Consider the following 25,821-nt stretch of genomic DNA (forward strand, 5'->3'; position numbering starts at 1 on the left):
GGAATTATTTTCGTTTTCGCGCATTGAGCGAATCAACAAAAGCCATCGCTAAACCCACGGCTAACCCGGCGATGTGTGCTCCATTCGCCATCGACATCCCAAACAAATCAAACCATCCGGCAACAATCCAGATCAGCGCAAAGATGATTAACCCACGTTGCAGGTAAATACCGCTTTGCGGATCGCGCTCGCCGCGTAGCCAGACGTAGCCCATCAGTGCATAAACCACGCCGGAAAGCCCGCCAAACCACGGCCCACTGAACTTTTGCTGCACATAGCCGCTTAGCAGGGCGCTGATGAGAGTAATGACTATCAGCTTACCGCTACCGAGGCGTTTTTCCACTGCGCCACCGAGATACCACCACCAGAGCAGGTTAAAGAGGATATGCATCAGCGAGAAGTGCATTAACGCATGCGTGAAGTAGCGCCAGAACTCAAATTTCAGCGTCGGATCGAATGGCCAGGCCAGCCATAACATCACTTCCTGATCGCCAAGAATTTGCATGGCGATAAACACCAGCACGCAGGCAATCATCACTACCCAGGTGACCGGGCCTGCACGTTCACGCAAAGTGGCAAAGAAAGGAAAACGGCGATAGTGCAGGCCACTACCGGTATGACCTGACTGCCAACTGGCGGCGAGATAACGCGGATCTGCCGGGTTTTCGAGAAAACGCGCCAGCTCTGCCCGCACGCGTTCGGCCTGGGATTCATCCGCCAGCCAGACATCGCTTTGGTTATGTTGTTGAATCGTGAGGATAACGCCCTGTGTCGCCATGTAATCAACAAATGCCTGCGCCACGCGGGGGTTAGCAAAAGAGGTAATCATCAACATCGTTGCTGTCGCTTATTCCACACAAAAGGGGACAGTATAAAGCGTTACGCGCCGTAAGCCACCTCTGCGGGAAACTGACGCTGCCAGGCTTCAAAGCCACCATCGATACTGTAAACCACATCATAACCCTGTTGCAGCAGATACTGCGCCGCGCCTTTGCTGCTATTACCGTGGTAACACATCACCATTACCGGGGTATCGAAGTCATTTTCGCGCATGAACGCACCCAGCGTGTCATTGGTTAGATGGAAAGCCTGCGCCGCATGCCCCATTGCGAAACTTTGTGGATCGCGAATATCGACCAGCACCGCCTCTTTTTCCTGCAACTTCTGGTGCGCGTCGGCAACGTTAATACATTCGAACTGATCCATGCGTCTCTCTTTCTTTACAAACAAGTGGGCAAATTTATCGCACAGTTTACGTCGGAGCGGCAGATAAACGCCATAATGTTATGCATATCACTCTAAAATGTTTTTTCAATGTTACTCAAAGCGCGTTTGTTTGCTATTATGTTCGATAACGAACATTTATGAGCTTTAACGAAAGTGAATGAGGGCAGCATGGAAACCAAAGATCTGATTGTGATAGGTGGCGGCATCAATGGTGCTGGTATCGCGGCAGACGCCGCTGGACGCGGTTTATCCGTGCTAATGCTGGAAGCGCAGGATCTCGCTTGTGCGACATCTTCCGCCAGTTCAAAACTCATTCACGGTGGCCTGCGTTACCTTGAACACTATGAATTCCGTCTGGTCAGCGAGGCGCTGGCAGAACGTGAAGTGTTGCTGAAAATGGCCCCGCATATCGCTTTCCCAATGCGTTTTCGCCTGCCGCATCGCCCGCATCTGCGTCCCGCGTGGATGATTCGCATTGGTCTGTTTATGTACGATCATTTGGGTAAACGAACCAGCCTGCCGGGATCAACCGGTTTGCGTTTTGGCGCAAATTCAGTATTAAAACCGGAAATTACGCGCGGATTCGAATATTCCGACTGTTGGGTCGACGACGCCCGTCTGGTATTAGCCAACGCCCAGATGGTCGTGCGTAAAGGCGGTGAAGTGCTTACCCGTACTCGTGCCACGTCTGCCCGCCGCGAAAACGGTTTGTGGATTGTGGAAGCGGAAGATATCGATACCGGCAAAAAATATACATGGCAGGCTCGCGGCCTGGTTAACGCCACCGGTCCGTGGGTGAAACAGTTCTTCGACGAAGGAATGCATCTGCCTTCACCTTATGGCATTCGCCTGATCAAAGGCAGCCATATTGTGGTGCCGCGTGTGCATACCCAGAAACAAGCGTACATTCTGCAAAACGAAGATAAACGTATTGTGTTCGTGATCCCGTGGATGGATGAGTTTTCCATCATCGGTACCACCGATGTGGAATACAAAGGCGATCCGAAAGCAGTGAAGATTGAAGAGAGCGAAATAAATTACCTGCTGAAAGTGTATAACGCGCACTTTAAAAAACAGTTAAGCCGTGACGATATCGTCTGGACTTACTCCGGCGTGCGTCCGCTGTGTGATGATGAATCCGACTCACCGCAGGCAATCACTCGTGATTACACGCTCGATATCCATGATGAAAACGGCAAAGCACCGCTGCTGTCGGTATTTGGCGGCAAGCTGACGACCTATCGTAAACTGGCGGAACACGCGCTGGAAAAACTGACGCCGTATTATCAGGGTATTGGCCCGGCGTGGACGAAAGAGAGCGTATTACCTGGTGGAGCCATCGAAGGCGACCGCGACGACTACGCAGCCCGCCTGCGCCGCCGCTATCCGTTCCTGACCGAATCGCTGGCACGTCATTACGCACGTACTTACGGCAGCAACAGCGAACTGCTGCTCGGCAATGCGGAGACGATAAACGATCTCGGGGAAGATTTCGGTCATGAGTTTTACGAAGCGGAGCTTAAATATCTGGTTGACCACGAATGGGTCCGCCGCGCCGATGACGCTCTGTGGCGTCGCACGAAACAAGGCATGTGGCTGAATGCAGAACAACAATCTCGCATGAGTCAGTGGTTGGTGGAGTATACGCAGCAGAGGTTATCGCTAGCGTCATGATTTAACGTAAGCAGGCCAGGTCAGATTTCAATCTGACCTGAGACTGATGACAAACGCAAAAGCGGCCTGATGCGCTACGCTTATCAGGCCTACTTGGTTCATGCAATATATTGAATTTGCATGATTTTGTAGGCCGAATAAGGCGTTCACGCCGCATCCGGCATGAACAAAGCGCACTTTGTCAACAATCTGACAAACTTTTGGATTCAGGGAATTACGACAAAGCCCACACCATCATACCCAACGTAACAAAACTCAGGCACGTTCCCCACTCACTCCACTTCCGTATCTGGCTTCTATTTTTGCTACGCCACTGGCAGTAATATCCCAACGCAAAACCAAGCTGTGCACTTATCGGACCGACAAAGTCAGTCCACGGTTGGGACCAAAATGGCGAAAAATTCAGTGGGAGCCAGACAACTGTCACAAAGAAACTGCGCATATTTTCCAGCAAAGCAATTTGCGCTGGCGCGACATAAAAAATGATATTCCACAGGAGTAACCAGAAATAAACTGGTGCAAATACCAGCCAACAATGCAGTCTGCTTTTCAATTCGGGTGGCGTTCTGCGCGCAAATTGCCAACCAACGCCCACCATTACACAGAAGAAAAGCGCATATTCAGCCGATAACCATAGTTGTAATTCCAGAAGTGAAATACGCCTGATCATAAGCGGGATAGAGAACAGTATTTCCCCCAGAAAACTCAGCGTGATAATACAAGCAGCCAGAGCAACCACCGTCGGCCACACCAACAACGGCACAATAACAAAGCCGAAAATTAGCGGTGGAATATAAAGCCTGATTTTATTCATCTTTATTGTCCTGAGGATTCGGATGATGCGTCATTCATTGCACATAAACACTCATCAACCATCCAGAGCCTGGTTAATGAGCTGCTGAACAATGCCTTCATCCCAGTATGCCGATTTGCAGTTGGCAATCGTAATATCAACGCCTGTGAAGGGATCAGTACCGGCAAGACTTGCAAATAACGTATCAACTAATTCCATTTGGTTGTCCTTTATTATTAACTGACAGTTTAAGCTGTCAGGATAAACCTATCCTACAGATGATATCTATTCAAAATCCGTGCAATAAATAATAAAAAACTGTGCAAGGCTATTGAGAATGTCAGGAGTTTGTTGATAAATTCATTATTTCATAACGCTCATTCATTAACGCTATGTAGAAACACAGAAATATGGGACTCTATCCATCGTATCATTTCATTATGCCTGAAGCAGACATTCTCACCGTTAATTTTTCCACATAAACCAAAACCATCAAAATAGATATCACATTTTTTATTTTGATATGAAGTGATATTCACGCGCCACCTCAGATTAGTAACATTTTCCTCTTGTTCAGCATAATCCATCTGTAATAGCTCAACAATTTTTTTACTTTCTTTATCATCAAGCTCAGTGATTTCAACCTTGTATTTATAAATTTCATTCAGCCGTCCCTCATCAATTGAAACTGGCGAAGTGCATCCCTGCGGATAATTTATAATCTCTAGTTTATCTACACGATTACCTATGTGGCATAAATCGTTCACTTTGCCTTCGGCAACTGCGGATCCGGCGTAAATCATAAGCAAAACCGTTAAAGCTTTTTCTATTTTTTGTTTCATATTTTATTGAGTAACATTAACAGAGTCGTTTAGCGTTGATTTCTCCCTGTTGCCATCATCACTCCAGTAAATTAATTTATCGATATTATAATCAGGGTAAACTGCATATGATGTTGAAATATTTAACCTGTCCTCAAACGGACTTTTCGCGCTCACTCTCAATAAAGCAGAAACTGATGGTCCTCTGACTTGATTCTCTATATCCGGGCAACGAAAAGCATAATATTGGTACAAGTCAAATTCATTTTCTGAATAATACTCAGACAAATTAATTCCGGGGTTAATTTGCTCTCTTTCACAAACTAATGTGTAATGCAGGAAAGGCGGTGAAATACTCTGGTGTGCAGCATTACTCTCAGGAAGAAAGAGTAAGCAACTGCTGATAGGTAATAAAATCTTCATATCCATATCTGCCCCCTGTTTACTTTATTATTTAATATCTGATAACGTTTTATACATCGGCACATATCCCACATCTTCTACCAGGCTCTGCCCTTGTGGCGTTAAAAACCACTCCACCAGTTTTTGTGTTTCTAACGTTGTATTTTCCCGCGTCACCATGAACGCATCGACGATGTACGGATATTTGCCGTTGCGAATGTTTTCCGCAGTCGGCGCAATGCCGTTAATCGCTAATAATTTTATATTCTTATCAGCATTCATTTGCGTGGCGTAATAGCGGAAGGTGTAACCAATTGCGTTGTTTGTATTACGGTATTCGGCAACGACTTTAATCATTCCTTCCATCACACTTGCTACTTCTGTTTCCTGCGGAGAGATCATGCGGATATTTTTCATGACCTGTGATTGCATCACCGTCTGACTACCCGAGTCTTCCGGACGTTGCCAGGTCTGGATCTCCTGATCATTACCGCCAACCGTGCGCCAGTTGGTAATTGCGCCACTGAAGATGTCACGCACTTGTTGTTCAGTCAGGGAATTAACCGGGTTATCCGCATTGACGATGAAAACAAATGCTTCGCGAGCAAAAGGTGTGTGCATCAAAGTAACACCTGATTCCTCTGCACGTTTTTTCTGCCCACCGGAAGGTTGAGCCACAAAAATAATATCAGCGTCTCCCTTAACGATTTTGTTATACGCCTCCGGCGTGCGAGAGTTCGCCAAATATTCCCGGGTGTGTAAATCTTCCTGTATTACGCTTAACGCATAAAATGCAGAGGCATAAATTGGGTACGCTGCCGTAGCGCCATCGAGTCGCGGCCAGTTTTGCGTAAACTGGATTTGTGGTTTACCACGCAGCGCTGTAAGTTGATTATTGAGTTTATCGGGTCGCCAGGCCCAGGTATCAATATTTTCGCGTACACCAACGCCGGGATTGAGCTGTTTATATAAATAAGCCTGATAACCAGCGACAAAACCAAGCATGAGAAGGATAAACAGGAGAGAATTACGGCAACGTAGCCCGGATGTGCCGGTTAAAGAATGTCTGGTTGGCCAGGCGTATCCCAGCGAAAAACTGATATGCGCCCCAACGGGAATTATGACTATCCACCAGAACTCACCACCAACTAATGAGACTAACAAAACGCCCAGCCAGGGAAGCATAAGGTTTGCCAACCAATCTGCTCCCATCTGGCGAAATTGATAATCTGCCAGATGTAGCGTGATTATCCAGCCAACCAGGATTAATAGTGCCGGTAACAGAAAAAAGCATTGTCGCCAGGCGGCTATTTCTCTTTTTTCTGGAGCGCTATCGCCCGCCCATACTCGCCCCGAGAAAAATAGCATTATCGCGCCCAGCGCCAACATAAAAATGTTAAGCAGAAGGTAAATTGTTGGCGTGAAGAGTAAATTGCAAACCTCAAGAATGGCGGTAAGTCCGACCCCCAGCATGGCAACAACCGCTGCCAAAAATTGCGTCAGTATGGGGATGCCGAAAAAAGTCATTACCAGCGAGGTCAAAATCCATTTTCCGTTTTGCATATTATTCATCCTTGCTGTTACTGCGCTTTATTTTGCACCGATGGCTAAAAGCGGGCTAATCCGATTCTGTACTCACACACATTACTGATATTCCACCCGCAAAATAGCCAGGGCGTTATAACGACCCGCAGCAGGTAGCCGCCCTGTGGTACTGACGGGGAGAGACAGAAAAGTCACGTCTGCCGTCTGAGCTGACGCAGCCCGGTTTTCAACTAACTTAAATGGCACGCCAACATGCGCAGCCAGCTCATTCAAGTCTACGGACTCCTGTTGGCTATCCATAATCATAATGCCAACGTCTGGGTTATCCTCCGCCTGAATAATGCTTTGCCGACCATTAACATCTCTCGTTGATGAAATATTGCCATCAAAAACCAGCGTCATTACGGCATCAATATCTTTATTTGTACAGTTTATCGGAATAGTGGTTGCAACCGGGGAAACGCCCGTTGGCTTCACTCCAGCACCAGCCCGACTTAGCTCACTGGCCCAGACATCCGGCATATTAACGGTAAAACTGGTGCCCTCATTAATTGTGCAACCTTGTGGAACCTCAATATTTAAGTTACCAATATAAGCATTAAATACAGGAACTGGTCCGTGCTCCGTTGGGAACTGGCTGACATACAAAGAAACCAGCAGCACGTTATTTATTGAGATGTCGGATATTATTTTTTTATCAAGTCTGATTTTTATATAGCCTTCTGTTCCGGATGACCAACTCGATGGTTTACTTCTGTCTGCTGGATAATTGGTGCTATAGTTTTCAAAAGGAACTATCTTATCTGTCATTGTTTCATTTCTCTTATAGAGTTTTATATGTGTTGAAACCGATATCTCATGAGTCAAGGGGATAAATATATCGCTTCCCTGATGATCACCAGACGCACCTGATGGATCTATGCCAGATGTGGCTGTAAAATAAACCTCGTAATCATCCAGGGAATTGCAATACGCTTTATAAGTCCCTATTTTCCAGTTCTGCACTGGTAATATTTTCCCGGGAGCATTATTATTAACATCTGAGACAGTAACAGTACCAAAATTATAAGAAAATGTCGCAGGAGTAGTATTATTACCAGGCTTTCCAGGATAACAAAAAGCGCGATCCCGTCCCATATCTTCTGCATACACGATGTTATAGCAACTACTGATTAAAAGAAAAAACAATATACAAATTACTTTTATATTTCCCCAGGAATAAGTTAACATTCTGCTTCTCCAGTTATCCATGTATCGCTACTGCACCCATAACATTATTTTGCAAAACATTTAATTTCACGTTACATACAGGTAAGGCATTATTATAAAGATCCAACGTTTGCCAGTTAACCTCACAATATCCTTGCCGCAAACACCAATTCTGTTGACGATGGCTAAATGGTGCGACCATGCCACCATTTATGCTTTTACCATCAATAGATAAATTATAGAGTGTCACATACCAGGGGGTAGGGTTAAAAATGGTGACAGTTTCATTGTTTCGCGACCAACGTAACTGTTTATAAGCGTCAAGTGGATTACCTGATAATGTCTCCGGGCGATAAAATATTTTCATCCTATTGCGTACGGCTACCTGGAGTTGATTTTCGTTCTTAAGCTGTGAGTTTGGTTCCTGAGCAGGTAACGCTGCAATATTCAGTATAAATAAACTCTCACGATCTGCAGGTAACTGGCCACCCACGTGATTAATTCTTATTTTGGTATGTTTATCTTGTTTAAGTACTAATAATGGTGGCGTCGCAATAAATATCTTATCTGGAAGTAAAGGCTGGGATTCCACTGTCCCTTTTAACTGACGTCCATCATCAGGTGTCACGGAAATTTTAACCAACATATCTTTACTGGCAGTATTTTTAAGCTCGACCGATATTGATGACTGCTTTTCTGGGTAAACAAAACGGGTACTGCCAACGACAACCCCTGCTTGCGCATTTGTGCAACATATTAAAAAGAATATCAGCACATTAATCATAAGTGACGATAAAGGAAACTGATGCATTCGCATCTCCTGGTTGTACATCATTTTTTATGGCTTTATAAGCCGCAAAGAAATGCAATGTGTTATCTACCAATGGCGTAAGAGCATAACTGGTGCTTATTATACCATTACTAATACTTTGTCTGTTGTTATCAAAAATAGCCAGCGCTAACCCCTCAACAGATCCCTCATCCAGTTTATACAGGGTGGTATCTTCACTTACTGATGTTCCATCAAATTTGATATTGGCATTACTGACATCACTGCCACAGCGGGTTAATTTTATAGAGAAGTCAATTTTTTCAGTGACATCCCCTGAATTTCTAACCCTATAACTGGGTACATCTGGCATGTTGACCGTGAAATTTTTAGACTCATCGGCAACAATGCAAGTCTTTGCCGTTATTATTCCTTCTATACGTACAACACCTGTATGCGTTGTATCATCAGCAATGGATGATATTGATATCACAGAGAATAACAAAGCAATTAAATTACAATAGCGCGTCATATTATCCTCACTGATAGTCTATATCAAAGTACAACAGTGCATTTGCCTGCCCCGCATGTACGTTTTGCTGAGTTGACTTATAGCGGAGTTTAAAGTCTAAACTGGCATCGCCATTATTATCTAAAAATAATTCTTTGAAACCTGACTCATCATTAATTGCAATAACTTTATCATCGTTATCTAAAATTTCGACGCCCACTCCAGTTGCACTATCTGCACTGGAAGTAAGGCGTAATAAGGTGGTATTGATGGTGTCTGTATCCCCGCTAAACCGCACATTAGCACTGACTCCTGAACTATAAATAGTACTGGTTGCCGTTGGACATCCTTCCAGATTTATCGTAAATGTATGACTGCCAGAAACATCTCCCACATTTAAAAAATCATTGGCGTCATAAGTTCCCATGCTTACTGGCTGGTCTTTACTTCCAGTTGTAATATCACATGTTTTTGCTAATAACTGACCTGTAAATGTGACCACGACGGTATCGTTAGCAAGTGCATTACATGAAACCACCACCATGAATAATGAAGTAAAAATTAATAAAATAAATTTCTGTAATATATTCATTAGCGGCACTCCAGATTTGCATAGCTAATAGCATTATCTATCTCGCTTTTCGGTAATTGATAGCTTGCCTGACATTGCTGATAAGAACCGTCTCCCCACTGTATATTTATTATGCCTTGTAAAGGCAAACCGGAGAGATAAACCTGACCACTGTCGCCAACTATTCCTGTAATCTGAGCCGTCCCCTCAGTGGGTACACTGGCTGTCGCACCAAATGGAACAGGTTTATTACGATAGCGAACATTAAATAAACCACGAATACCGACATGGGCATTAAACTCAGCGCGAACTAAAGCGCCTTTACTGGGTATCACTTCCATGCTGGTAGCATCTAATTCTGTATGCATACTCATAGACATAGGGTCTAAAGAGATATTATTACGCCGGTATTCCGTGGCATAAGGTACGACAGCATAGCCACGCCAGTCTGTCTTCACTCCCGTTCCACGTTCCACATTTACATTGTTTGCCCCAGGTGCTTTTATCAGTATATTTGTTTCACCTAACGGCTGGCTTAGCGTGAGACCATTTTCATGAACAACCAGGGCACCACTTAAACCATAGTTAAATTGCTGGTTACCATTATTATCGTAGCTGTATCCTGAATTTAGTGAACCATAAGCACCACGGTAGTTTAAACCTACCGATCCATTCCCACCATTATTCTGATTGGCGAAATTTTGTTGAATGTTATAGTTAAGATTATGTTGCTCCAGCAGTGAGCCTGATACTCCAGCATACTGATTCACATGGCCGCTATTATCCTGACTGTAACCATAAGTCGCAGTCATAGAATTTGATGCATTACGCCCATCAACGGCTGGTGATAGCCAATTGCTGATCGGCAATGAGACATTGACGGATAAGATTCTGTCAGCATCAGAACCCGGTGATTTGCTATAATTATAAGCAACATTTAAATAAATCCCATGCACGCTCGTATTATAGCCGACCTGATATAAGGTATCTTTATTATTCGTATTCCAGTAACTTTGCTGACTTGCCGCCAAATACATAGAACCATATTTACCTAATGGTTGCGATATATTTGCCTGAAACTTTCCTCTTTTGTTATAACGCAAATTGTAAAAATCATTCCAGTTATAAACATAGTCTTTTTCATTAAGAGTATCTGGATCGATAACTGTCCCCGACATTTGTTTATATGTGGTATCACTCAACGAATAAAATCCTTCCGTCGAGTAACGATAACCAATAATCTGAAAAGCCGTACCTGTTTGCACTAATGATTTTGAGTATAGAAAACGGTACGATTTCCCTTGATGTTTACTGCCATCGGCAAGCGTGCTATTGGCTTGCGTCAAATCGAATGACGTCGCTCCAAACATACCAAGGTTGAACCCCAGCCCGAGAGCTATTGCCCGATAATTATCAGAATATTGTATTCCTCCATATGCAGTAATATCCCAGGGTAATCCCCAAATCAAATCGCCCTGAAAGATATATGGATTATTTTGATTGTAGCTATTAGTACGATATTTACCGGCCGTCGCGGAATATTTTATATGGCCTTCGCGTTGAAGGATGGGAACAGCGGCGTAAGGAATGGTATAGATAGTTTCAGAATTATCAGACTCTTTGATCGTAACGTCCAAATCCCCTGCGGAAGACGTAGGGTTCAGATCGTTGATTTCAAAAGGTCCGGGAGGAATATAAGTCTGATAAATAACATAGCCATTTTGTTTAATCGTTACCTGAGCATTGCTTTTAGCAATGCCGCGCACAGTAGGGGCAAAACCACTTTGGCTATCGGGCAGCATGTTTTCGTCGGACTCAAGTTTAGCACCACGAATACTCACGCTGTCGAAAACATCTGATGAAGACCAGGTATCACCCAGTGTTAATTCACTTTTGAAAGGAATAATTACCCGTTGTAATGTACTACTCACATGTGCAATTTTCCCCGGTGAATTACCTGAACGACTCCATGTAGAGTAATCACGAAAACGCCACGCCCCTAAATTTAAACCTGAACGCAGATTTAAATAATAGCTATCAGACACGTAGTCGCCACGATCACTATTGCCAGAAAAATCATAATTAATAAGAACTGCCGGGATACCATTATCCCATTCTTCAGGTGGAATATAGCCACGTGCCTCATGCTTTAATATTGCCTGCGGGAAAGTCAGTTTGAGTCGTTGCGCATCAAGTTCAGGTGTATATTGAACTTCTGCAAACCATATACGCAAATCGAGACAATGATTCCCCTCATCTTGCGCCTGCTCCGGCAATGCACTTTTGTTGATTCCTAAAATGACTAATTCATCGAGCGAAAAACAGGGAATCAACTGATTCTGCTCATCAGCTTTGAAAGTGACCTTACGTGATGTCAAAGGCGAATCATTGACCCATATTTCAACCTCATAACTACCAGGTAGATAAGTCATCCCTTTCTCAAAACGAGATAAATCAGCAACAGCTTCAGTATCACCCGACAGAAAGGCAGGGTTAAAGCGCATACCCGCCACTGAATACGCAGGCAAAAGTGTCAGTAGAAGCGGTATACACTGCCCCATCTGCTTGTTCCTTGCCATCCAGTGTTCGAGTTTTTTGAGCTTTAGGTTCATGTCCCTGACCTGAGTTGCTTTAACGTTTTAATCTTCCAGGTTTATTGCATCGTTCCCTTTTGCCTGGCCGTTGTGGCACCGTAATCATTGATAGTTTGATAAGTAATTTCGCCCGCTAACGTCACCGGAGAAGATACTGTGATGTCGCTTTTTGGGGGAACAAACGTATTGGGTAATTTTGCCCCTTGCACCCTGATTCCTGTCACCGTCAGGTAATAGGGAGAAGGGTTAATGATTTTCAGTTGTTTACCTTCGTATTTAAATCGCAGCATATCCCGTGCTTTACCAGCCTGAACGGGTAAGTTAGTCGGACGGTAAAATAATTTAATCCTGTTTTGTAACGCCAGTTGTAATGTGTTTTTCTGGGTATTCTTCTCATCCGTCGGCGGAATCGCTTTCACGTTCATCCAGAATAGTGTTTCACGGTCAGTCGGTAACGGTGTTTTACCAATAAACATTATCCGCAGTGATGCTTCTTTTCGGGTTGGCAACATAAATAATGGAGGCGTAACCACAAAGTTTGAACTTTTCTTACCGCTTTGATTGTCATCCACCCATGACTGAATTAAATAGCTGGTATTGGACCCACCATTCTGCACACTTAACGTGATTTGCTGACTGTCAGATGGATAAACCAGACGCGTAGAACCAAGACCGAAACCACCCGCTGCAATAGCGTTGATAGATATGGCGGACAGTAAAAATAGAGCACCGACCCTTATGGCATATTGAGTCTTCAGCGAAGGTTTAATGTTTCTATTTGCAAAACATTTATTTTTTGAAATCCATCTCATACTGCATCCTTGTAGATGAAAATTAACTGCAATTATTAACTCGTGTATATTTATTATAAATAAACACGTAGTATTAATTTCAGGCTACAAATAACTGTAACCTGAAATTATATTGTTGTAATTATTCGTACAGCACGACGAAACTTGCCGTAGATTTCACCAGACCTGGTGCAACGGTACTACCGTTCTGAGCATATCCCGCGGTAAATGCAGCGATAAAATCATGGGCGGTTGCATCGCCAGGAATCACGTAAGCCGCCGAAGAACTACTCCCCTGAGGAGATTGTGTATTCAGTTTAACCAGGCCATTAGTTGTCGTGTTTTTAGAATAAATACGAATCCCTACTCCAGTTGCTCCCGCTTCGCCAGTACCATCAGCATCAGCAGCCCCTTCCACTTCATTGGCAAGCGTCTGGTTGGCACCGTCCGCTGCACCAGTAAAACGGAATTCAATATTTTGACTGGTCGTATTGCTACAATCGGTTAGTTTAATGTTGAAGTTAGTCTGGTTACTGGCACCCGTTGCTTCAGTATCGATGCCCGTGAAAGCGTTAGAAGGTACGACTGGCAGTACCACTTCAATCTGTTTCGATTCTGTTGCAATCTTACACGTTGCTTTAACCACGCGACCAGTAAAACGAATGTTTCCGCCCATCGCATCGGTGTTGTCATCCATATCGGTAAGTTTCGGATAATCAACGGTGCTCCAGTCTGTATCGGCACCACCAAATTGTGATGCATCGCCTGGCGCAGCGGTTACCGCAGTTGACATCAGCATACCTGATGCGAGTAAAACTACGGATAAATTAGATAGATTGAATTTCATTTATACCTTTCCTTTTGTTAAAAAATCCAAGCAATATTGGCGATTATTATTACATTCAGCTTTAACAAGTCACATTATTAAGATGAGCAAAGCTGGCGTTGGTGAATCCCAGGGGGATTTTATTAAGGGATAGATTGACTTAAAAATATTATATGTGCTGTTTAGCAATGTAACTAAAAAATCCCATACTCGCAATGAGTGACTTTATATAAACATACAGTAGATTGAAAATAAAGGGTTTTATTTTAAACAGAATAGCTGAGGAGTGGTGAAATATATAAATATAACGAATGATTTATTGGTTATTTATTTATGGTGTTTATTATATAATGCGTACTCAGATGAAATTTTTTATTAATAATTTATTATTAATAGATGCTGTGTGTAAATCGTCATGACATATTATTTATCTGATATAAAAATGCCGTATGTCCATTAACGATAGTTTTAAATGGAACACACGGCAGTTATCACTTTGCGAAATTACAATCTCACTGGATCAATATGCCAGATAAGATCGGCGTACTCTTTGATGGTTCGATCAGAAGAGAAGTAGCCCATATTGGCGATGTTCAGCATCGCTTTGGCTGTCCACTCTTCCGGACGCTCGTAAAGTTCGTCAACCTTATCCTGGCAATCGACATAGCTGCGATAATCCGCCAGTACCTGGTAGTGATCGCCAAAGTTGATCAGCGAATCAACCAGATCGCGGTAGCGGCCCGGATCTTCCGGACTGAACACGCCGCTGCCGATTTGCGTCAGCACCTGATGCAGTTCTTCATCTTTCTCGTAGTATTCACGCGGTTTGTAGCCCTGACGACGCAGTTCTTCCACTTCTTCCGCTGTGTTACCAAAGATAAAGATGTTGTCCGCACCGACATGATCCAGCATCTCAACATTCGCGCCGTCCAGCGTTCCGATAGTCAGCGCACCGTTAAGTGCAAACTTCATGTTGCTGGTGCCAGAAGCTTCTGTCCCTGCCAGTGAGATCTGTTCGGAAAGATCGGCCGCCGGGATGATCAACTGCGCCAGGCTGACGCTGTAGTTCGGGATAAACACCACTTTCAACTTGTCGCCAATCTGCGGATCGTTGTTGATCACCGTCGCTACATCGTTGATCAAATGGATAATGTGCTTCGCCATGTAATAGGCCGATGCTGCCTTACCGGCAAAAATATTCACACGCGGAACCCATTTCGCATCAGGATCGGCCTTGATACGGTTATAGCGGGTGATAACGTGTAACACATTCATCAATTGACGTTTGTATTCGTGAATACGTTTGATTTGCACATCAAACAGCGCTTTTGGATTCACCACCACATTCAGTTGTTGTGCGATGTACTCCGCCAGACGCTTTTTGTTATCCAGCTTCGCCTGATGAACAGCATGATTGACCATCGGGAAATCACAGTGCTGTTGTAGCTCGTTTAATTGGCTCAGGTCGGTACGCCAGTTACGCCCCAGGTGTTCGTCCAGTACGGCTGAAAGCGACGGGTTCGCCACCGCCAGCCAGCGACGCGGCGTCACACCGTTGGTGACGTTGGTGAAACGCCCTGGGAAGATTTTCGCAAAGTCGGCAAACAGCGATTGCACCATCAGATTAGAGTGCAACTCCGACACACCGTTAACTTTGTGACTGACCACAACAGCCAGCCAGGCCATCCGCACACGACGCCCATTAGATTCATCAATGATCGACGCCCGTCCCAACAAGTCGGTATCGTTCGGATACTGCTCCTGCAAGGTTTTCAGGAAATAGTCGTTGATCTCAAAGATAATCTGCAAATGACGCGGCAGAATTTTACCCAGCATATCGACCGGCCAGGTTTCCAGCGCCTCGCTCATCAGCGTGTGGTTGGTGTATGAGAAGACCTCACAGCACACTTCAAAAGCGTCGTCCCAGCTAAATTTGTGCTCATCAATCAGCAGGCGCATCAGCTCAGGAATCGACAGCACCGGATGGGTGTCGTTGAGATGAATCGCGATTTTATCCGCCAGATTATCGTAGGTTTTATGCAACTGATAATGGCGACTTAAAATGTCCTGAATGGTTGAGGAGACCAGGAAATACTCCTGACGCAAACGCAGTTCACGCCCGGAATAGGTGGAATCATCCGGGTAAAGCACGCGGGAAACGTTCTCGGAGTGGTTTTTGTCCTCCACCGCCGCGAAGTAATCGCCCTGGTTAAATTTACCGAGATTAATTTCGCTACTGGCTTGTGCGCTCCACAGACGCAAGGTGTTTGTCGCGTCAGTATCATAACCTGGGATGATTTGGTCGTAAGCCACGGCCAAAATTTCTTCGGTTTCAATCCAGCGCGTTTTCTTGCCTTCTTGCTGAATACGACCGCCAAAACGCACTTTGTAGCGCGTATTGTGGCGTTTAAATTCCCACGGATTGCCGTACTCCAGCCAGTAGTCCGGAGACTCTTTCTGACTGCCGTTAACGATGTTCTGTTTGAACATACCGTAGTCATAACGGATTCCGTAACCGCGTCCCGGCAACCCTAAAGTCGCCAGTGAATCCAGGAAGCAGGCCGCCAGACGCCCCAGGCCGCCGTTACCGAGGCCCGGGTCATTTTCCTCATCAATCAACTCTTCGAGATTTAATCCCATCGACTCCAGCGCACCCTGGACATCGTCATAAATACCTAACGACAGCATGGCATTGGAGAGAGTTCGGCCAATCAAAAACTCCATCGACAGGTAGTAAACCTGTCGAGTTTCTTGCGATAGCTGGGCACGATTCGAGCGTAACCAGCGCTCCACGAGACGATCGCGCACAGCAAATAACGTTGCGTTCAGCCATTCATGTTTATTGGCTACGACCGGATCCTTTCCAATCGTAAACATCAGCTTATAAGCGATAGAGTGCTTAAGAGCTTCTACGCTAAGCGTGGGCGATGAATATGTAAACGGAGCATTCATATAGGCGTTTCCTGAAAACTATTTCAAGCGATAGTAAAGCTCACGGTACGACTTCGCCGCGACCTGCCAGCTAAAATCCATTGCCATAGCCTGACGTTGCACAAACCGCCACAGCGAAGGGCGGGACCACAGAACAAAAGCGCGCCGAATAGCCCGTAACAACGACCAGGCATTACTATCTTCAAAGACAAACCCACTGGCGACGCCATCTGCAAGGTTCTCAAGAGAACAGTCAGAAACCGTATCAGCAAGCCCACCGGTACGCCGCACTAACGGCAGCGTGCCGTACTTCAATCCATAAAGTTGCGTTAAGCCGCACGGTTCAAAACGACTGGGCACCAGAATGACGTCCGCGCCGCCCATAATGCGATGCGAAAATGCTTCGTGATAACCAATCTGTACACCAACCTGCCCGGGATGTTCCGCCGCTGCGGCAAGAAAACCTTCCTGCAACACCGGATCGCCCGCGCCGAGTAACGCCAGTTGTCCACCCTGTTCCAGAAGGCCCGGTAAGGCCTCCAGCACCAGGTCAAGACCTTTCTGGCTGGTCAGACGGCTCACCACTGCAAAAAGCGGCACTTTATCGTCAACCTTAAGCCCCATTGCGATTTGCAACTGGCGCTTATTCTCCGCTTTATCCTCCAATGAATCGCGGGTGTAACGCGAGGCTAAAAGTAAGTCCGTCTCTGGACTCCATATTTTCTCGTCCACGCCGTTCAGTATGCCGGAAAGCCGCCCTTCACGATGACGTTGCTGGAGCAGACCTTCCATACCGTAGGCAAACTGAGGTTCAGTAATCTCACGAGCGTAGGTCGGACTAACCGCGGTAATGTGGTCAGCGTAATACAATCCGGCTTTCAGGAAAGAGATTTGTCCGTTGAATTCCAGTCCGTGAACATTAAAGAATGACCATGGCAATTGGATGTCATTCATGTGATGTGCATAAAACATGCCTTGATAGGCCAGATTGTGCACAGTAAACACCGACTTCGCCGGACGCCCACTTGCCGCCAGATACGCAGGCGCAAGGCCTGCATGCCAGTCGTGCGCATGCACCACATCAGGACGCCAGAATGGGTCAAGCCCACTTGCCATCTCTGCCCCAACCCACCCCAGCAGTGCAAAACGCAATACGTTGTCGGTGTAGGCAAATAAGTTGGTATCGTGATACGGGCTTCCGGGACGATCGTAGAGATGTGGCGCATCAATCAGGTAAATGCCAACCCCGTTGTAATGCCCGAACAGCAGCGTGAAATGCCCGGCAAAGGTATCACGACGAGATACCACCTTTGCATCGGTCACGCCGCGGCGAATATCGGGAAATGCAGGCAACAGTACGCGAGCGTCAACGCCGTCTGCGATTTGTGCTGCGGGTAATGCCCCAATAACATCAGCCAGACCGCCGGTTTTAAGCAGCGGGAACATCTCTGAACATACATGTAAAACCTGCATTATCGCTCCTGTTTATACCCTAACTTCCGTAGCATTTCGCGCGTAACCAGCACGATGCCTTCTTCTGAACGATAGAAACGACGTGCATCCTCTTCTGCATCCTCACCAATCACCATGCCTTCCGGAATAACACAAGCGCGGTCAATGACACAGCGACGCAGACGGCACGAGCGACCTACCCATACTTCTGGTAGCAATACGGCGGAATCAATGTTGCAGAATGAATTCACGCGAACGCGTGAGAACAGAACGGACTGCACCACCACCGAACCAGAGATCACACAACCGCCAGAAACCAGGGAGTTAAGGGTCATCCCGTGGCTACCGGAGCGATCCTGAACGAATTTCGCTGGCGGCAATGATTCATTGTAGGTACGAATCGGCCAGTTGCGATCGTACATATCCAGTTCCGGCACGACAGAGGCCAGATCGAGGTTCGCTTTCCAATAAGCTTCCAGCGTCCCCACATCGCGCCAGTACGGCTCGGCGTCCGGGTCGGACTGTACACAAGAGAGCGGGAATGGATGCGCATAGGCGAGGCCTTCTTCGGTAATTTTTGGAATCAAATCTTTACCAAAGTCGTGGCTGGAGTTTTCATCGCGATCGTCTTCTTCCAGCAGTTCATACAGGTAGTCGGCGTCAAAGACGTAGATCCCCATACTCGCCAAAGATTTGCTCGGATCGTTTGGCATTGACGGCGGGTTAGCCGGTTTCTCAACAAATTCGATAATTTTATCGTTTTCATCGACAGCCATAACACCAAATGCAGAGGCTTCTTCAATTGGGACTGGCATACAAGCAACGGTACAACGCGCACCTTTTTCGACGTGGTCGATAAGCATTCGCGAATAGTCCTGCTTGTAGATATGGTCACCCGCCAGGATTACTACATACTCCGCTTTATAACGGCGAATAATGTCGAGGTTTTGGGTAACTGCATCTGCCGTACCGCGATACCAGTTTTCCCCTTTCATTCTCTGCTGCGCTGGCAGCAGATCGACAAACTCGTTCATTTCTTCATTGAAGAACGACCAGCCGCGCTGAATGTGCTGCACCAGGGTGTGAGACTGGTACTGGGTGATCACGCCCATACGGCGGATACCGGAGTTGATGCAGTTGGACAGAGCAAAGTCGATAATGCGGAACTTGCCGCCGAAGTGTACGGCAGGCTTTGCTCTCTTATTGGTTAAATCCTTCAGGCGAGTACCGCGTCCCCCCGCCAGAATCAAGGCAACAGACTTCAATGGCAGCTGGCGTGCCAACATTAAGTGATCGTTCTTCTCTAAACTAATCATGACTAACTCCTTTTTTATCATCTCTGGAACACACACAATCCGTGTGCAGGTCCCGGCCAGACAGCCGTAATCACTGGGTTATCCTCTCCAGCGAATGGGGGAATGGCATGCCACTCCCCTGCAGGTAAAACAATCTCTGTTACCTCAAGCGTGGCGTTTATTGCGATCAAGAAACGATCCGAAAGCAAAATTTGCAGTTGCTTCGGCCCGTTCTGCCACTCATCCGAGCTTAAAGATTGAGCATATCGATTTAGCCAACGGACATTGCCGTCGCCTTCTTCCCACCAGCGATCCTCTACCAAAGCAGGAATGCGCTTGCGCAGATGGATTAACGCGGCGGTAAACGCGATTAAACCACTGCTTGCTTGCGACCAGTCCAACCACGTTAGTTGGTTATCCTGACAGTAAGCATTGTTATTGCCATGCTGGCTGTGACCATGTTCGTCACCGGCCAGTAACATCGGCGTACCCTGGGAGAGCAACAACGTTGTTAACAGGGCGTGAATGCTGTCGCGCCGCCGTTCAACCAGATCAAGAGTACCGCCTAATCCTTCTTTACCATGATTGTTACTGTAATTGTTGTTGGTTCCGTCGCGATTTTCTTCTCCATTTGCTTCATTGTGTTTATGGTTGAAACAAACGCAGTCGCGAAGCGTAAAACCGTCATGTGCTGTGACCAGATTAATCGCAGCACTCGGCAGACGGCCATTACGTTTAAAAACATCACTGGATGCGGCAAAGCGTCCGGCAAACTCTCCCAGAGGTAAATCATAATGCAGCCAGAAACGGCGGGCGGCATCGCGGAAATGATCGTTCCACTCGGCAAACAGCGGAGGGAAATTCCCCACCTGATAGCCGCCGGGTGCGATATCCCACGGTTCAGCAATCAGCTTCACTTGCGAAAGCACCGGGCAATTCTGGATAGCGATAAACAGCGGCGCATCCTGACGAAACTCCGGCGTTCGCCCCATGACTGTTGCGAGATCGAAACGGAAGCCATCAACGTGACAGGTTTCCACCCAATAGCGTAGACAGGCGCTGGCGTATTCCACCACTGCCGGATGGCTCAAGTTGAGTGTGTTGCCACAGCCGGTCCAGTTGTGATAATCGCCGTCTTCTCTTATCCAATAATAGCTACGGTTATCGATCCCGCGCAGTGAGAATACCGGACCGTCGAGATCCAGTTCCGCACTGTGGTTGAGCACGATGTCGAGAATGACCTCAATGCCCGCTTTATGCAGGGCTTTGACTGCATCACGAAACTCATCCAGCGCCGTTTCTGGCGAGCAGGCATACGCCGGATGCAGCGCAAACAGCGCCACCGGGTTGTAACCCCAGTAGTTGCTTAGCCCCATGCGTTGCAAACGCGGCTCACTGGCAAATTGCGCCACCGGCAGCAGCTCCAGTGCGGTAATGCCCAACTGTTTTAAATAGTTGATCATCACCGGATGCCCCAGGGCTTTATAAGTGCCGCGGATCTCTACCGGGATCTCCGGGTGCAAGTAGGTTAATCCTTTGACATGGGCTTCATAAATGATAGTGCTGCCCCACGACGTGCACGGCGGGGCATCATCCTCCCAATCATAGTGGTCCACTACCACGACGCATTTCGGCGCAATGGCAGCATTGTCGCGATAGTCAGGTTCACTATGGCCAGCGTGCAGCAGCGGGTTATCTTTAAATTCCCCGACAATTTGCCGCGCGCAAGGATCAATCAACAACTTCGCCGGGTTAAAGCGATGCCCCATGGCGGGTTGCCATGGGCCATGAACGCGATAACCATAACGCAAACCCGGGCGCGCATCCGGCAGATAACCGTGCCAGATATCGCCACTTCGTCCTGGCAAGTCATACCGATGTTCTACGTCCTGGGCGTCAAACACACACAGCTCTACCCGCTCGGCATGAGCGGAGAAGAGCGTAAAGTTGACGCCCTGGCCGTCGTAATGCGCGCCAAGGGGAGCGGGTTTGCCAATGGCAAGTTGTGTCATTCTCCCTCCCGAACCAGCCAGATAGTGGCCAGCGGCGGTAGTGTAAGGCTTAATGAATGCTGACGACCGTGGCTGGCAATCTCATCGCTGTGTACCGCGCCGCCATTGCCGGCATTACTACCGTGGTAGTGCATGGAATCAGTGTTGAGGATTTCACGCCATTTACCCGGCTGATTAATGCCAAAGCGATAGTCATAGCGCGGCACCGGCGTAAAGTTACTGGCAACGATAATTTCATTCCCCTCTTTATCGCGGCGAACAAAAATCAGCACCGAGCGTTCATGGTCATCCACCACCAGCCATTCAAAGCCATACGCGTCGAAATCCAGCTCATGCAGTGCTTTATGATGACGATAAGTGTGGTTCAGATCGCGTACCAGACGCTGGACACCGTGATGCCAGTTGTCACCGCCTTCCAGCAGATGCCAGTCGAGGCTGGCATCGTGGTTCCACTCTCGCCCTTGGGCAAATTCATTACCCATGAACAGCAGTTTTTTGCCCGGAAACGCCCACATCCAGGCATAGTAGGCGCGCAAATTGGCAAACTTCTGCCATGCATCACCCGGCATTCTGTCGAGAATCGATTTTTTGCCGTGCACCACTTCGTCGTGCGACAACGGCAGGACGAAGTTTTCAGTGTAGTTGTAGAGCATCCCGAAGGTGAGTTTATCGTGATGGTATTGACGATAAATCGGGTCGAGCTTCATGTAATCCAGGGTGTCGTGCATCCAGCCCAGGTTCCATTTGTACCAGAAGCCCAGGCCGCCAATATCCTGAGGACGAGAAACGTTCGGGAAGTCGGTAGACTCCTCCGCCATCGTTACCGCGCCAGGAACTTGCTCACCGATAATACGGTTGGTATTGCGCAGGAACTCAATCGCTTCCAGATTCTCGCGTCCACCAAACTCGTTGGGGATCCACTCACCCTCTTTACGGCTGTAATCACGATAAATCATCGACGCTACTGCATCGACACGCAGCGCATCAATACCAAAACGTTCAACCCAGTACAGCGCGTTACCGACGAGGAAATTGCTGACTTCACGACGTCCATAGTTGTAGATCAGGGTATTCCAGTCCTGGTGGTAGCCTTCACGCGGATCGCTGTGCTCATACAGGTTCGTACCGTCAAATTCGGCAAGCGCAAAGTCATCAGTCGGGAAGTGCCCCGGCACCCAGTCGAGAATAACGTTCAAACCGGCTGCGTGTGCGGCATCAATGAAATAACGGAAGTCATCACGAGTACCAAAACGACGAGTTGGCGCATACAGACCCGTCGGCTGATAGCCCCAACTGCCATCGAACGGATGTTCATTAATCGGCAACAGTTCGAGGTGGGTAAAGCCCATCCACTTGGCGTAAGGCACCAGTTGATCAGCCAGTTCGCGATAGCTTAGCCAGAAGTTGTTGTCGGCGTGACGACGCCAGGAGCCCAGGTGAACTTCATAGATAGAGATTGGCGCATCAAACTGATTCGCTTTTTTGCGCTCTTCAGTCTGTACGACTTTTTCAGGCAGTCCGCAAATAAGGGAAGCGGTTTCCGGGCGCATCTGCGCTTCGAAAGCATAGGGATCAGACTTCAGACGGAGATTACCGTTAGCATCAATCATCTCGTATTTATAGAGCTGACCGTTATGCGCGCCAGGGATAAACAGTTCCCAGATACCGCTTTCTTTACGCAGACGCATTGGGTGACGGCGGCCATCCCAGTAGTTGAATTGCCCAACGACCGAGACTCGTCGGGCATTTGGTGCCCAGACAGAAAAACGCGTGCCGGTAACGCCATCCATAGTATCAGCGTGCGCGCCTAAGGTTTCATATGGGCGCAGGTGAGTACCTTCAGATAACAGCCAGGCATCCATTTCCTGGATTAAAGGACCAAAACGGTAAGGATCATCAATCAGGTTCTGCTGACCATGCCAGACAACAGCCAACTGATAACGGAAAAAATTCTTACGCCGCGGTATGACGCCGCTAAAGAATCCACGAGAGTCGAGACACTCCAGTTTAGCGACTTTGCGTCCGGTTTTTGGTTCAATCACCCACACATCGGTGGCATCAGGTAAAAGGGCACGGACTTCCAGTCCCGCTGTAGTTTTATGCATTCCCAGTACGGAAAATGGGTCTGCAAAATGGCCTGCAATTAGCGCGTTTATCACGTCTCTATCGATACGAACGGACATGCTTGTCTTCCTGTTTTATTGTGTCACCCCATCCAACTGATTTTTGACATCTGGTTGTGACATTTTTTTGACCTGAACGACGCAGCACTCTGTGCATCCTCTCTGCGTCGTCCTCCCTTCAGGTAAGGCAGTGAATACCCAGGTATTCTGCCACCCTTAAAGAATAGCCAATGCTTTATCTAACTCCCGGTAAATCATGAAACATCTGCGCTTACTCCTGTATTACGCACTAAAAGGGGCGGCATCGCGCCCCAAATTTAATGAATAAAGATTACGCCAGTTGACGAAGCATCCGACGCAGCGGCTCCGCGGCCCCCCACAGCAACTGATCACCCACGGTAAAGGCTGATAGGAATTCTGGTCCCATATTCAGTTTACGCAGGCGGCCTACAGGCGTGGTCAGCGTGCCGGTAACGGCTGCTGGGGTTAGCTCACGCATCGTGATTTCACGATCGTTTGGTACTACTTTCGCCCACGGATTGTGCGCAGCCAGCAGTTCTTCCACGGTCGGTATGGATACATCCTTTTTCAATTTAATGGTGAATGCCTGGCTGTGGCAGCGTAGTGCCCCGACACGCACACATAAGCCATCTACCGGGATCACGGAAGATGTGTTGAGGATCTTGTTAGTTTCCGCCTGCCCTTTCCACTCTTCGCGGCTCTGACCATTATCGAGCTGTTTGTCGATCCACGGAATCAGGCTACCAGCCAGCGGCACGCCAAAGTTATCAACTGGCAGTTCGCCGCTGCGGGTTAGCGTCGTAACTTTGCGTTCGATCTCGAGAATAGCAGAGGAGGGGGTCGCAAGTTCATCCGCCACATGGCCATACAACTGACCCATCTGGGTTAATAACTCACGCATATGTCGCGCACCACCGCCGGAAGCCGCCTGGTAGGTCGCAACGGAAACCCAATCAACAAGATTATTAGCGAATAAACCGCCCAACGACATCAACATCAGGCTGACAGTACAGTTACCGCCAACAAAAGTCCTGATGCCTTTATTTAATCCGTCGGTAATGACGCCCTGATTAACAGGGTCAAGGATGATGATGGCGTCATCTTTCATGCGCAGAGACGATGCTGCGTCAATCCAGTAACCTTGCCATCCGCTTTCACGAAGCTTTGGATAGATTTCGTTGGTATAATCGCCGCCCTGACAGGTCACGATGATATCGAGAGCCTTCAGCGCTTCCAGATCAAAAGCATCCTGAAGTGTGCCGGAGGTGCCGCCAAAGGACGGCGCAGCCTGGCCAGACTGGGAAGTCGAAAAGAAGACAGGGCGAATGGCGTCGAAATCGCGCTCTTCAACCATGCGTTGCATGAGAACGGAGCCGACCATACCGCGCCAGCCGATAAAACCAACATTTTTCATAAGCGTTTTTTTCCTGCAAAGATGTGTGCTGTATAAATGTGCCTGTGTCCTCATGGCACATCTTTCACCATACAAAAAGCAGCCAAAGTCGCAAGTGAAATTAATCAATGATAGCGAAGCCATCAGTAATGCGACTTATCCTGCTTTAACAGCACGCAGAAAGTCCACCGCAATTATCAGGGAACTTGAGTTATGAATGAAATCATTTCTGCAGCAGTTTTATTGATCCTGATTATGGATCCGCTCGGAAACCTACCTATTTTTATGTCCGTACTAAAACATACTGAACCGAAAAGACGCCGGGCAATCATGGTGCGAGAATTGCTCATCGCGCTATTGCTGATGTTAGTGTTCCTGTTTGCGGGCGAGAAAATTCTGGCATTTCTTAACCTGCGGGCAGAAACCGTCTCTATTTCTGGCGGCATCATTCTTTTTCTGATTGCCATTAAGATGATTTTCCCCAGCGCCTCGGGTAACAGTAGTGGACTTCCGGCAGGTGAAGAGCCGTTTATCGTGCCGCTGGCAATTCCACTGGTGGCGGGGCCGACTATCCTCGCCACGCTGATGCTGCTGTCACACCAGTACCCGAATCAGATGGGCCATCTGGTGATTGCCCTGCTGCTGGCCTGGGGCGGCACATTTATCATCCTGCTACAGTCATCGCTCTTTTTGCGCCTGCTGGGCGAGAAAGGGGTAAACGCACTGGAACGCCTGATGGGGTTGATTCTGGTAATGATGGCAACCCAGATGTTCCTCGACGGTATTCGGATGTGGATGAAGGGGTAATGTTCAAACAGGTGCTGCGCACAACCAGCATTTTTCGCCGCTGATTAACCACAG

22 protein-coding genes are annotated in these 25,821 nt (G+C 47.3%); 2 read left to right on the plus strand and 20 right to left on the minus strand.

Annotation, left to right across the window (positions count from 1 at the left end):
- Nucleotides 1-4: 4 nt before the first annotated feature.
- On the minus strand, nucleotides 5-835 hold the full coding sequence (gene glpG / locus A1SC_RS07775) for a rhomboid family intramembrane serine protease GlpG (protein WP_001517241.1): 831 nt from the start codon (nucleotides 833-835) through the stop codon (nucleotides 5-7).
- A 44-nt stretch (nucleotides 836-879) separates the two neighbouring features.
- Entirely contained in the window at nucleotides 880-1,206 is a 327-nt protein-coding gene (gene glpE / locus A1SC_RS07770; RefSeq protein ID WP_001517242.1) for a thiosulfate sulfurtransferase GlpE, read from the minus strand.
- Nucleotides 1,207-1,395: 189 nt separating this feature from the next.
- On the opposite strand from glpE, the gene glpD reads away from it, so the two are divergent.
- Nucleotides 1,396-2,901: a glycerol-3-phosphate dehydrogenase gene (gene glpD, locus A1SC_RS07765; RefSeq protein ID WP_016262617.1), complete on the plus strand. Its 1,506-nt coding sequence runs from the start codon at nucleotides 1,396-1,398 to the stop codon at nucleotides 2,899-2,901.
- Nucleotides 2,902-3,115: 214 nt separating this feature from the next.
- Here the strand turns inward: glpD and A1SC_RS07760 are convergent, their stop codons facing one another.
- The 18 genes from A1SC_RS07760 to asd form a co-directional block, all read right to left on the minus strand.
- Entirely contained in the window at nucleotides 3,116-3,715 is a 600-nt protein-coding gene (locus tag A1SC_RS07760) for a hypothetical protein (RefSeq protein WP_016262618.1), read from the minus strand.
- A 54-nt stretch (nucleotides 3,716-3,769) separates the two neighbouring features.
- The gene (locus tag A1SC_RS25500) at nucleotides 3,770-3,913 is read right to left on the minus strand and encodes a YbbD family protein (RefSeq protein ID WP_016262619.1); all 144 of its coding nucleotides are present in this window, start codon (nucleotides 3,911-3,913) and stop codon (nucleotides 3,770-3,772) included.
- A gap of 158 nt (nucleotides 3,914-4,071) precedes the next feature.
- Nucleotides 4,072-4,536: a hypothetical protein gene (locus tag A1SC_RS07755; protein ID WP_016262620.1), complete on the minus strand. Its 465-nt coding sequence runs from the start codon at nucleotides 4,534-4,536 to the stop codon at nucleotides 4,072-4,074.
- Between the two features lie 3 nt (nucleotides 4,537-4,539).
- Nucleotides 4,540-4,944: a hypothetical protein gene (locus A1SC_RS07750; protein ID WP_016262621.1), complete on the minus strand. Its 405-nt coding sequence runs from the start codon at nucleotides 4,942-4,944 to the stop codon at nucleotides 4,540-4,542.
- 21 nt (nucleotides 4,945-4,965) lie between these two features.
- Nucleotides 4,966-6,480, minus strand: a complete 1,515-nt coding sequence (locus tag A1SC_RS07745; protein ID WP_016262622.1) for a PstS family phosphate ABC transporter substrate-binding protein — start codon at nucleotides 6,478-6,480, stop codon at nucleotides 4,966-4,968.
- Nucleotides 6,481-6,561: 81 nt separating this feature from the next.
- Nucleotides 6,562-7,692 carry a fimbrial protein gene (locus A1SC_RS07740; protein WP_016262623.1) on the minus strand — a complete coding sequence of 377 codons (1,131 nt, stop codon included), beginning with the start codon at nucleotides 7,690-7,692 and terminating at the stop codon, nucleotides 6,562-6,564.
- Nucleotides 7,693-7,705: 13 nt separating this feature from the next.
- Nucleotides 7,706-8,482, minus strand: a complete 777-nt coding sequence (locus A1SC_RS07735; RefSeq protein WP_016249295.1) for a fimbrial biogenesis chaperone — start codon at nucleotides 8,480-8,482, stop codon at nucleotides 7,706-7,708.
- Nucleotides 8,448-8,972, minus strand: a complete 525-nt coding sequence (locus tag A1SC_RS07730) for a fimbrial protein (RefSeq protein ID WP_000199134.1) — start codon at nucleotides 8,970-8,972, stop codon at nucleotides 8,448-8,450. The genes A1SC_RS07735 and A1SC_RS07730 overlap by 35 nt, the downstream gene beginning before the upstream one ends.
- 7 nt (nucleotides 8,973-8,979) lie before the next feature.
- Nucleotides 8,980-9,543 carry a fimbrial protein gene (locus A1SC_RS07725; protein ID WP_016262624.1) on the minus strand — a complete coding sequence of 188 codons (564 nt, stop codon included), beginning with the start codon at nucleotides 9,541-9,543 and terminating at the stop codon, nucleotides 8,980-8,982.
- Nucleotides 9,543-12,134, minus strand: a complete 2,592-nt coding sequence (locus A1SC_RS07720) for a fimbrial biogenesis usher protein (RefSeq protein WP_016262625.1) — start codon at nucleotides 12,132-12,134, stop codon at nucleotides 9,543-9,545. The genes A1SC_RS07725 and A1SC_RS07720 overlap by 1 nt, the downstream gene beginning before the upstream one ends.
- Before the next feature lie 41 nt (nucleotides 12,135-12,175).
- Complete coding sequence (locus A1SC_RS07715; protein WP_016262626.1) at nucleotides 12,176-12,928, minus strand: fimbria/pilus periplasmic chaperone; 753 nt, start codon at nucleotides 12,926-12,928, stop codon at nucleotides 12,176-12,178.
- 121 nt (nucleotides 12,929-13,049) lie between these two features.
- The gene (locus A1SC_RS07710) at nucleotides 13,050-13,754 is read right to left on the minus strand and encodes a fimbrial protein (RefSeq protein WP_016262627.1); all 705 of its coding nucleotides are present in this window, start codon (nucleotides 13,752-13,754) and stop codon (nucleotides 13,050-13,052) included.
- 483 nt (nucleotides 13,755-14,237) lie between these two features.
- A complete protein-coding gene (gene glgP / locus A1SC_RS07705; protein WP_000993434.1) occupies nucleotides 14,238-16,685 on the minus strand; it encodes a glycogen phosphorylase in 2,448 nt (815 codons plus the stop codon).
- Between the two features lie 18 nt (nucleotides 16,686-16,703).
- Nucleotides 16,704-18,137: a glycogen synthase GlgA gene (glgA, locus tag A1SC_RS07700; protein WP_001197632.1), complete on the minus strand. Its 1,434-nt coding sequence runs from the start codon at nucleotides 18,135-18,137 to the stop codon at nucleotides 16,704-16,706.
- Nucleotides 18,137-19,432: a glucose-1-phosphate adenylyltransferase gene (gene glgC / locus A1SC_RS07695; RefSeq protein ID WP_000624233.1), complete on the minus strand. Its 1,296-nt coding sequence runs from the start codon at nucleotides 19,430-19,432 to the stop codon at nucleotides 18,137-18,139. Before glgC ends, glgA begins: the two co-directional genes overlap by 1 nt.
- Nucleotides 19,433-19,449: 17 nt before the next feature.
- On the minus strand, nucleotides 19,450-21,423 hold the full coding sequence (gene glgX / locus A1SC_RS07690) for a glycogen debranching protein GlgX (protein WP_000192558.1): 1,974 nt from the start codon (nucleotides 21,421-21,423) through the stop codon (nucleotides 19,450-19,452).
- Nucleotides 21,420-23,606 (minus strand): 1,4-alpha-glucan branching enzyme, encoded by a 2,187-nt coding sequence (gene glgB, locus A1SC_RS07685; protein WP_000116221.1) that lies wholly within the window; start codon nucleotides 23,604-23,606, stop codon nucleotides 21,420-21,422. Before glgB ends, glgX begins: the two co-directional genes overlap by 4 nt.
- 271 nt (nucleotides 23,607-23,877) lie before the next feature.
- Complete coding sequence (gene asd, locus A1SC_RS07680) at nucleotides 23,878-24,981, minus strand: aspartate-semialdehyde dehydrogenase (protein WP_001517255.1); 1,104 nt, start codon at nucleotides 24,979-24,981, stop codon at nucleotides 23,878-23,880.
- A 192-nt stretch (nucleotides 24,982-25,173) separates the two neighbouring features.
- On the opposite strand from asd, the gene yhgN reads away from it, so the two are divergent.
- Nucleotides 25,174-25,767: an NAAT family transporter YhgN gene (gene yhgN, locus A1SC_RS07675; RefSeq protein WP_016262628.1), complete on the plus strand. Its 594-nt coding sequence runs from the start codon at nucleotides 25,174-25,176 to the stop codon at nucleotides 25,765-25,767.
- Nucleotides 25,768-25,821: the final 54 nt, after the last annotated feature.

The sequence above is a fragment of the Escherichia sp. KTE52 genome (genome assembly GCF_000408325.1).
GTDB classification, from domain to species: Bacteria; Pseudomonadota; Gammaproteobacteria; order Enterobacterales; family Enterobacteriaceae; genus Escherichia; species Escherichia marmotae.

Coding starts and splice junctions, on each gene's coding strand:
- glpG (WP_001517241.1), bottom strand. CDS start 835: ATGTTGATGATTACCTCTTTTGCTAACCCCCGCGTGGCGCAGGCATTT.
- glpE (WP_001517242.1), bottom strand. CDS start 1,206: ATGGATCAGTTCGAATGTATTAACGTTGCCGACGCGCACCAGAAGTTG.
- glpD (WP_016262617.1), top strand. CDS start 1,396: ATGGAAACCAAAGATCTGATTGTGATAGGTGGCGGCATCAATGGTGCT.
- A1SC_RS07760 (WP_016262618.1), bottom strand. CDS start 3,715: ATGAATAAAATCAGGCTTTATATTCCACCGCTAATTTTCGGCTTTGTT.
- A1SC_RS25500 (WP_016262619.1), bottom strand. CDS start 3,913: ATGGAATTAGTTGATACGTTATTTGCAAGTCTTGCCGGTACTGATCCC.
- A1SC_RS07755 (WP_016262620.1), bottom strand. CDS start 4,536: ATGAAACAAAAAATAGAAAAAGCTTTAACGGTTTTGCTTATGATTTAC.
- A1SC_RS07750 (WP_016262621.1), bottom strand. CDS start 4,944: ATGGATATGAAGATTTTATTACCTATCAGCAGTTGCTTACTCTTTCTT.
- A1SC_RS07745 (WP_016262622.1), bottom strand. CDS start 6,480: ATGCAAAACGGAAAATGGATTTTGACCTCGCTGGTAATGACTTTTTTC.
- A1SC_RS07740 (WP_016262623.1), bottom strand. CDS start 7,692: ATGTTAACTTATTCCTGGGGAAATATAAAAGTAATTTGTATATTGTTT.
- A1SC_RS07735 (WP_016249295.1), bottom strand. CDS start 8,482: ATGCATCAGTTTCCTTTATCGTCACTTATGATTAATGTGCTGATATTC.
- A1SC_RS07730 (WP_000199134.1), bottom strand. CDS start 8,972: ATGACGCGCTATTGTAATTTAATTGCTTTGTTATTCTCTGTGATATCA.
- A1SC_RS07725 (WP_016262624.1), bottom strand. CDS start 9,543: ATGAATATATTACAGAAATTTATTTTATTAATTTTTACTTCATTATTC.
- A1SC_RS07720 (WP_016262625.1), bottom strand. CDS start 12,134: ATGAACCTAAAGCTCAAAAAACTCGAACACTGGATGGCAAGGAACAAG.
- A1SC_RS07715 (WP_016262626.1), bottom strand. CDS start 12,928: ATGAGATGGATTTCAAAAAATAAATGTTTTGCAAATAGAAACATTAAA.
- A1SC_RS07710 (WP_016262627.1), bottom strand. CDS start 13,754: ATGAAATTCAATCTATCTAATTTATCCGTAGTTTTACTCGCATCAGGT.
- glgP (WP_000993434.1), bottom strand. CDS start 16,685: ATGAATGCTCCGTTTACATATTCATCGCCCACGCTTAGCGTAGAAGCT.
- glgA (WP_001197632.1), bottom strand. CDS start 18,137: ATGCAGGTTTTACATGTATGTTCAGAGATGTTCCCGCTGCTTAAAACC.
- glgC (WP_000624233.1), bottom strand. CDS start 19,432: ATGATTAGTTTAGAGAAGAACGATCACTTAATGTTGGCACGCCAGCTG.
- glgX (WP_000192558.1), bottom strand. CDS start 21,423: ATGACACAACTTGCCATTGGCAAACCCGCTCCCCTTGGCGCGCATTAC.
- glgB (WP_000116221.1), bottom strand. CDS start 23,606: ATGTCCGTTCGTATCGATAGAGACGTGATAAACGCGCTAATTGCAGGC.
- asd (WP_001517255.1), bottom strand. CDS start 24,981: ATGAAAAATGTTGGTTTTATCGGCTGGCGCGGTATGGTCGGCTCCGTT.
- yhgN (WP_016262628.1), top strand. CDS start 25,174: ATGAATGAAATCATTTCTGCAGCAGTTTTATTGATCCTGATTATGGAT.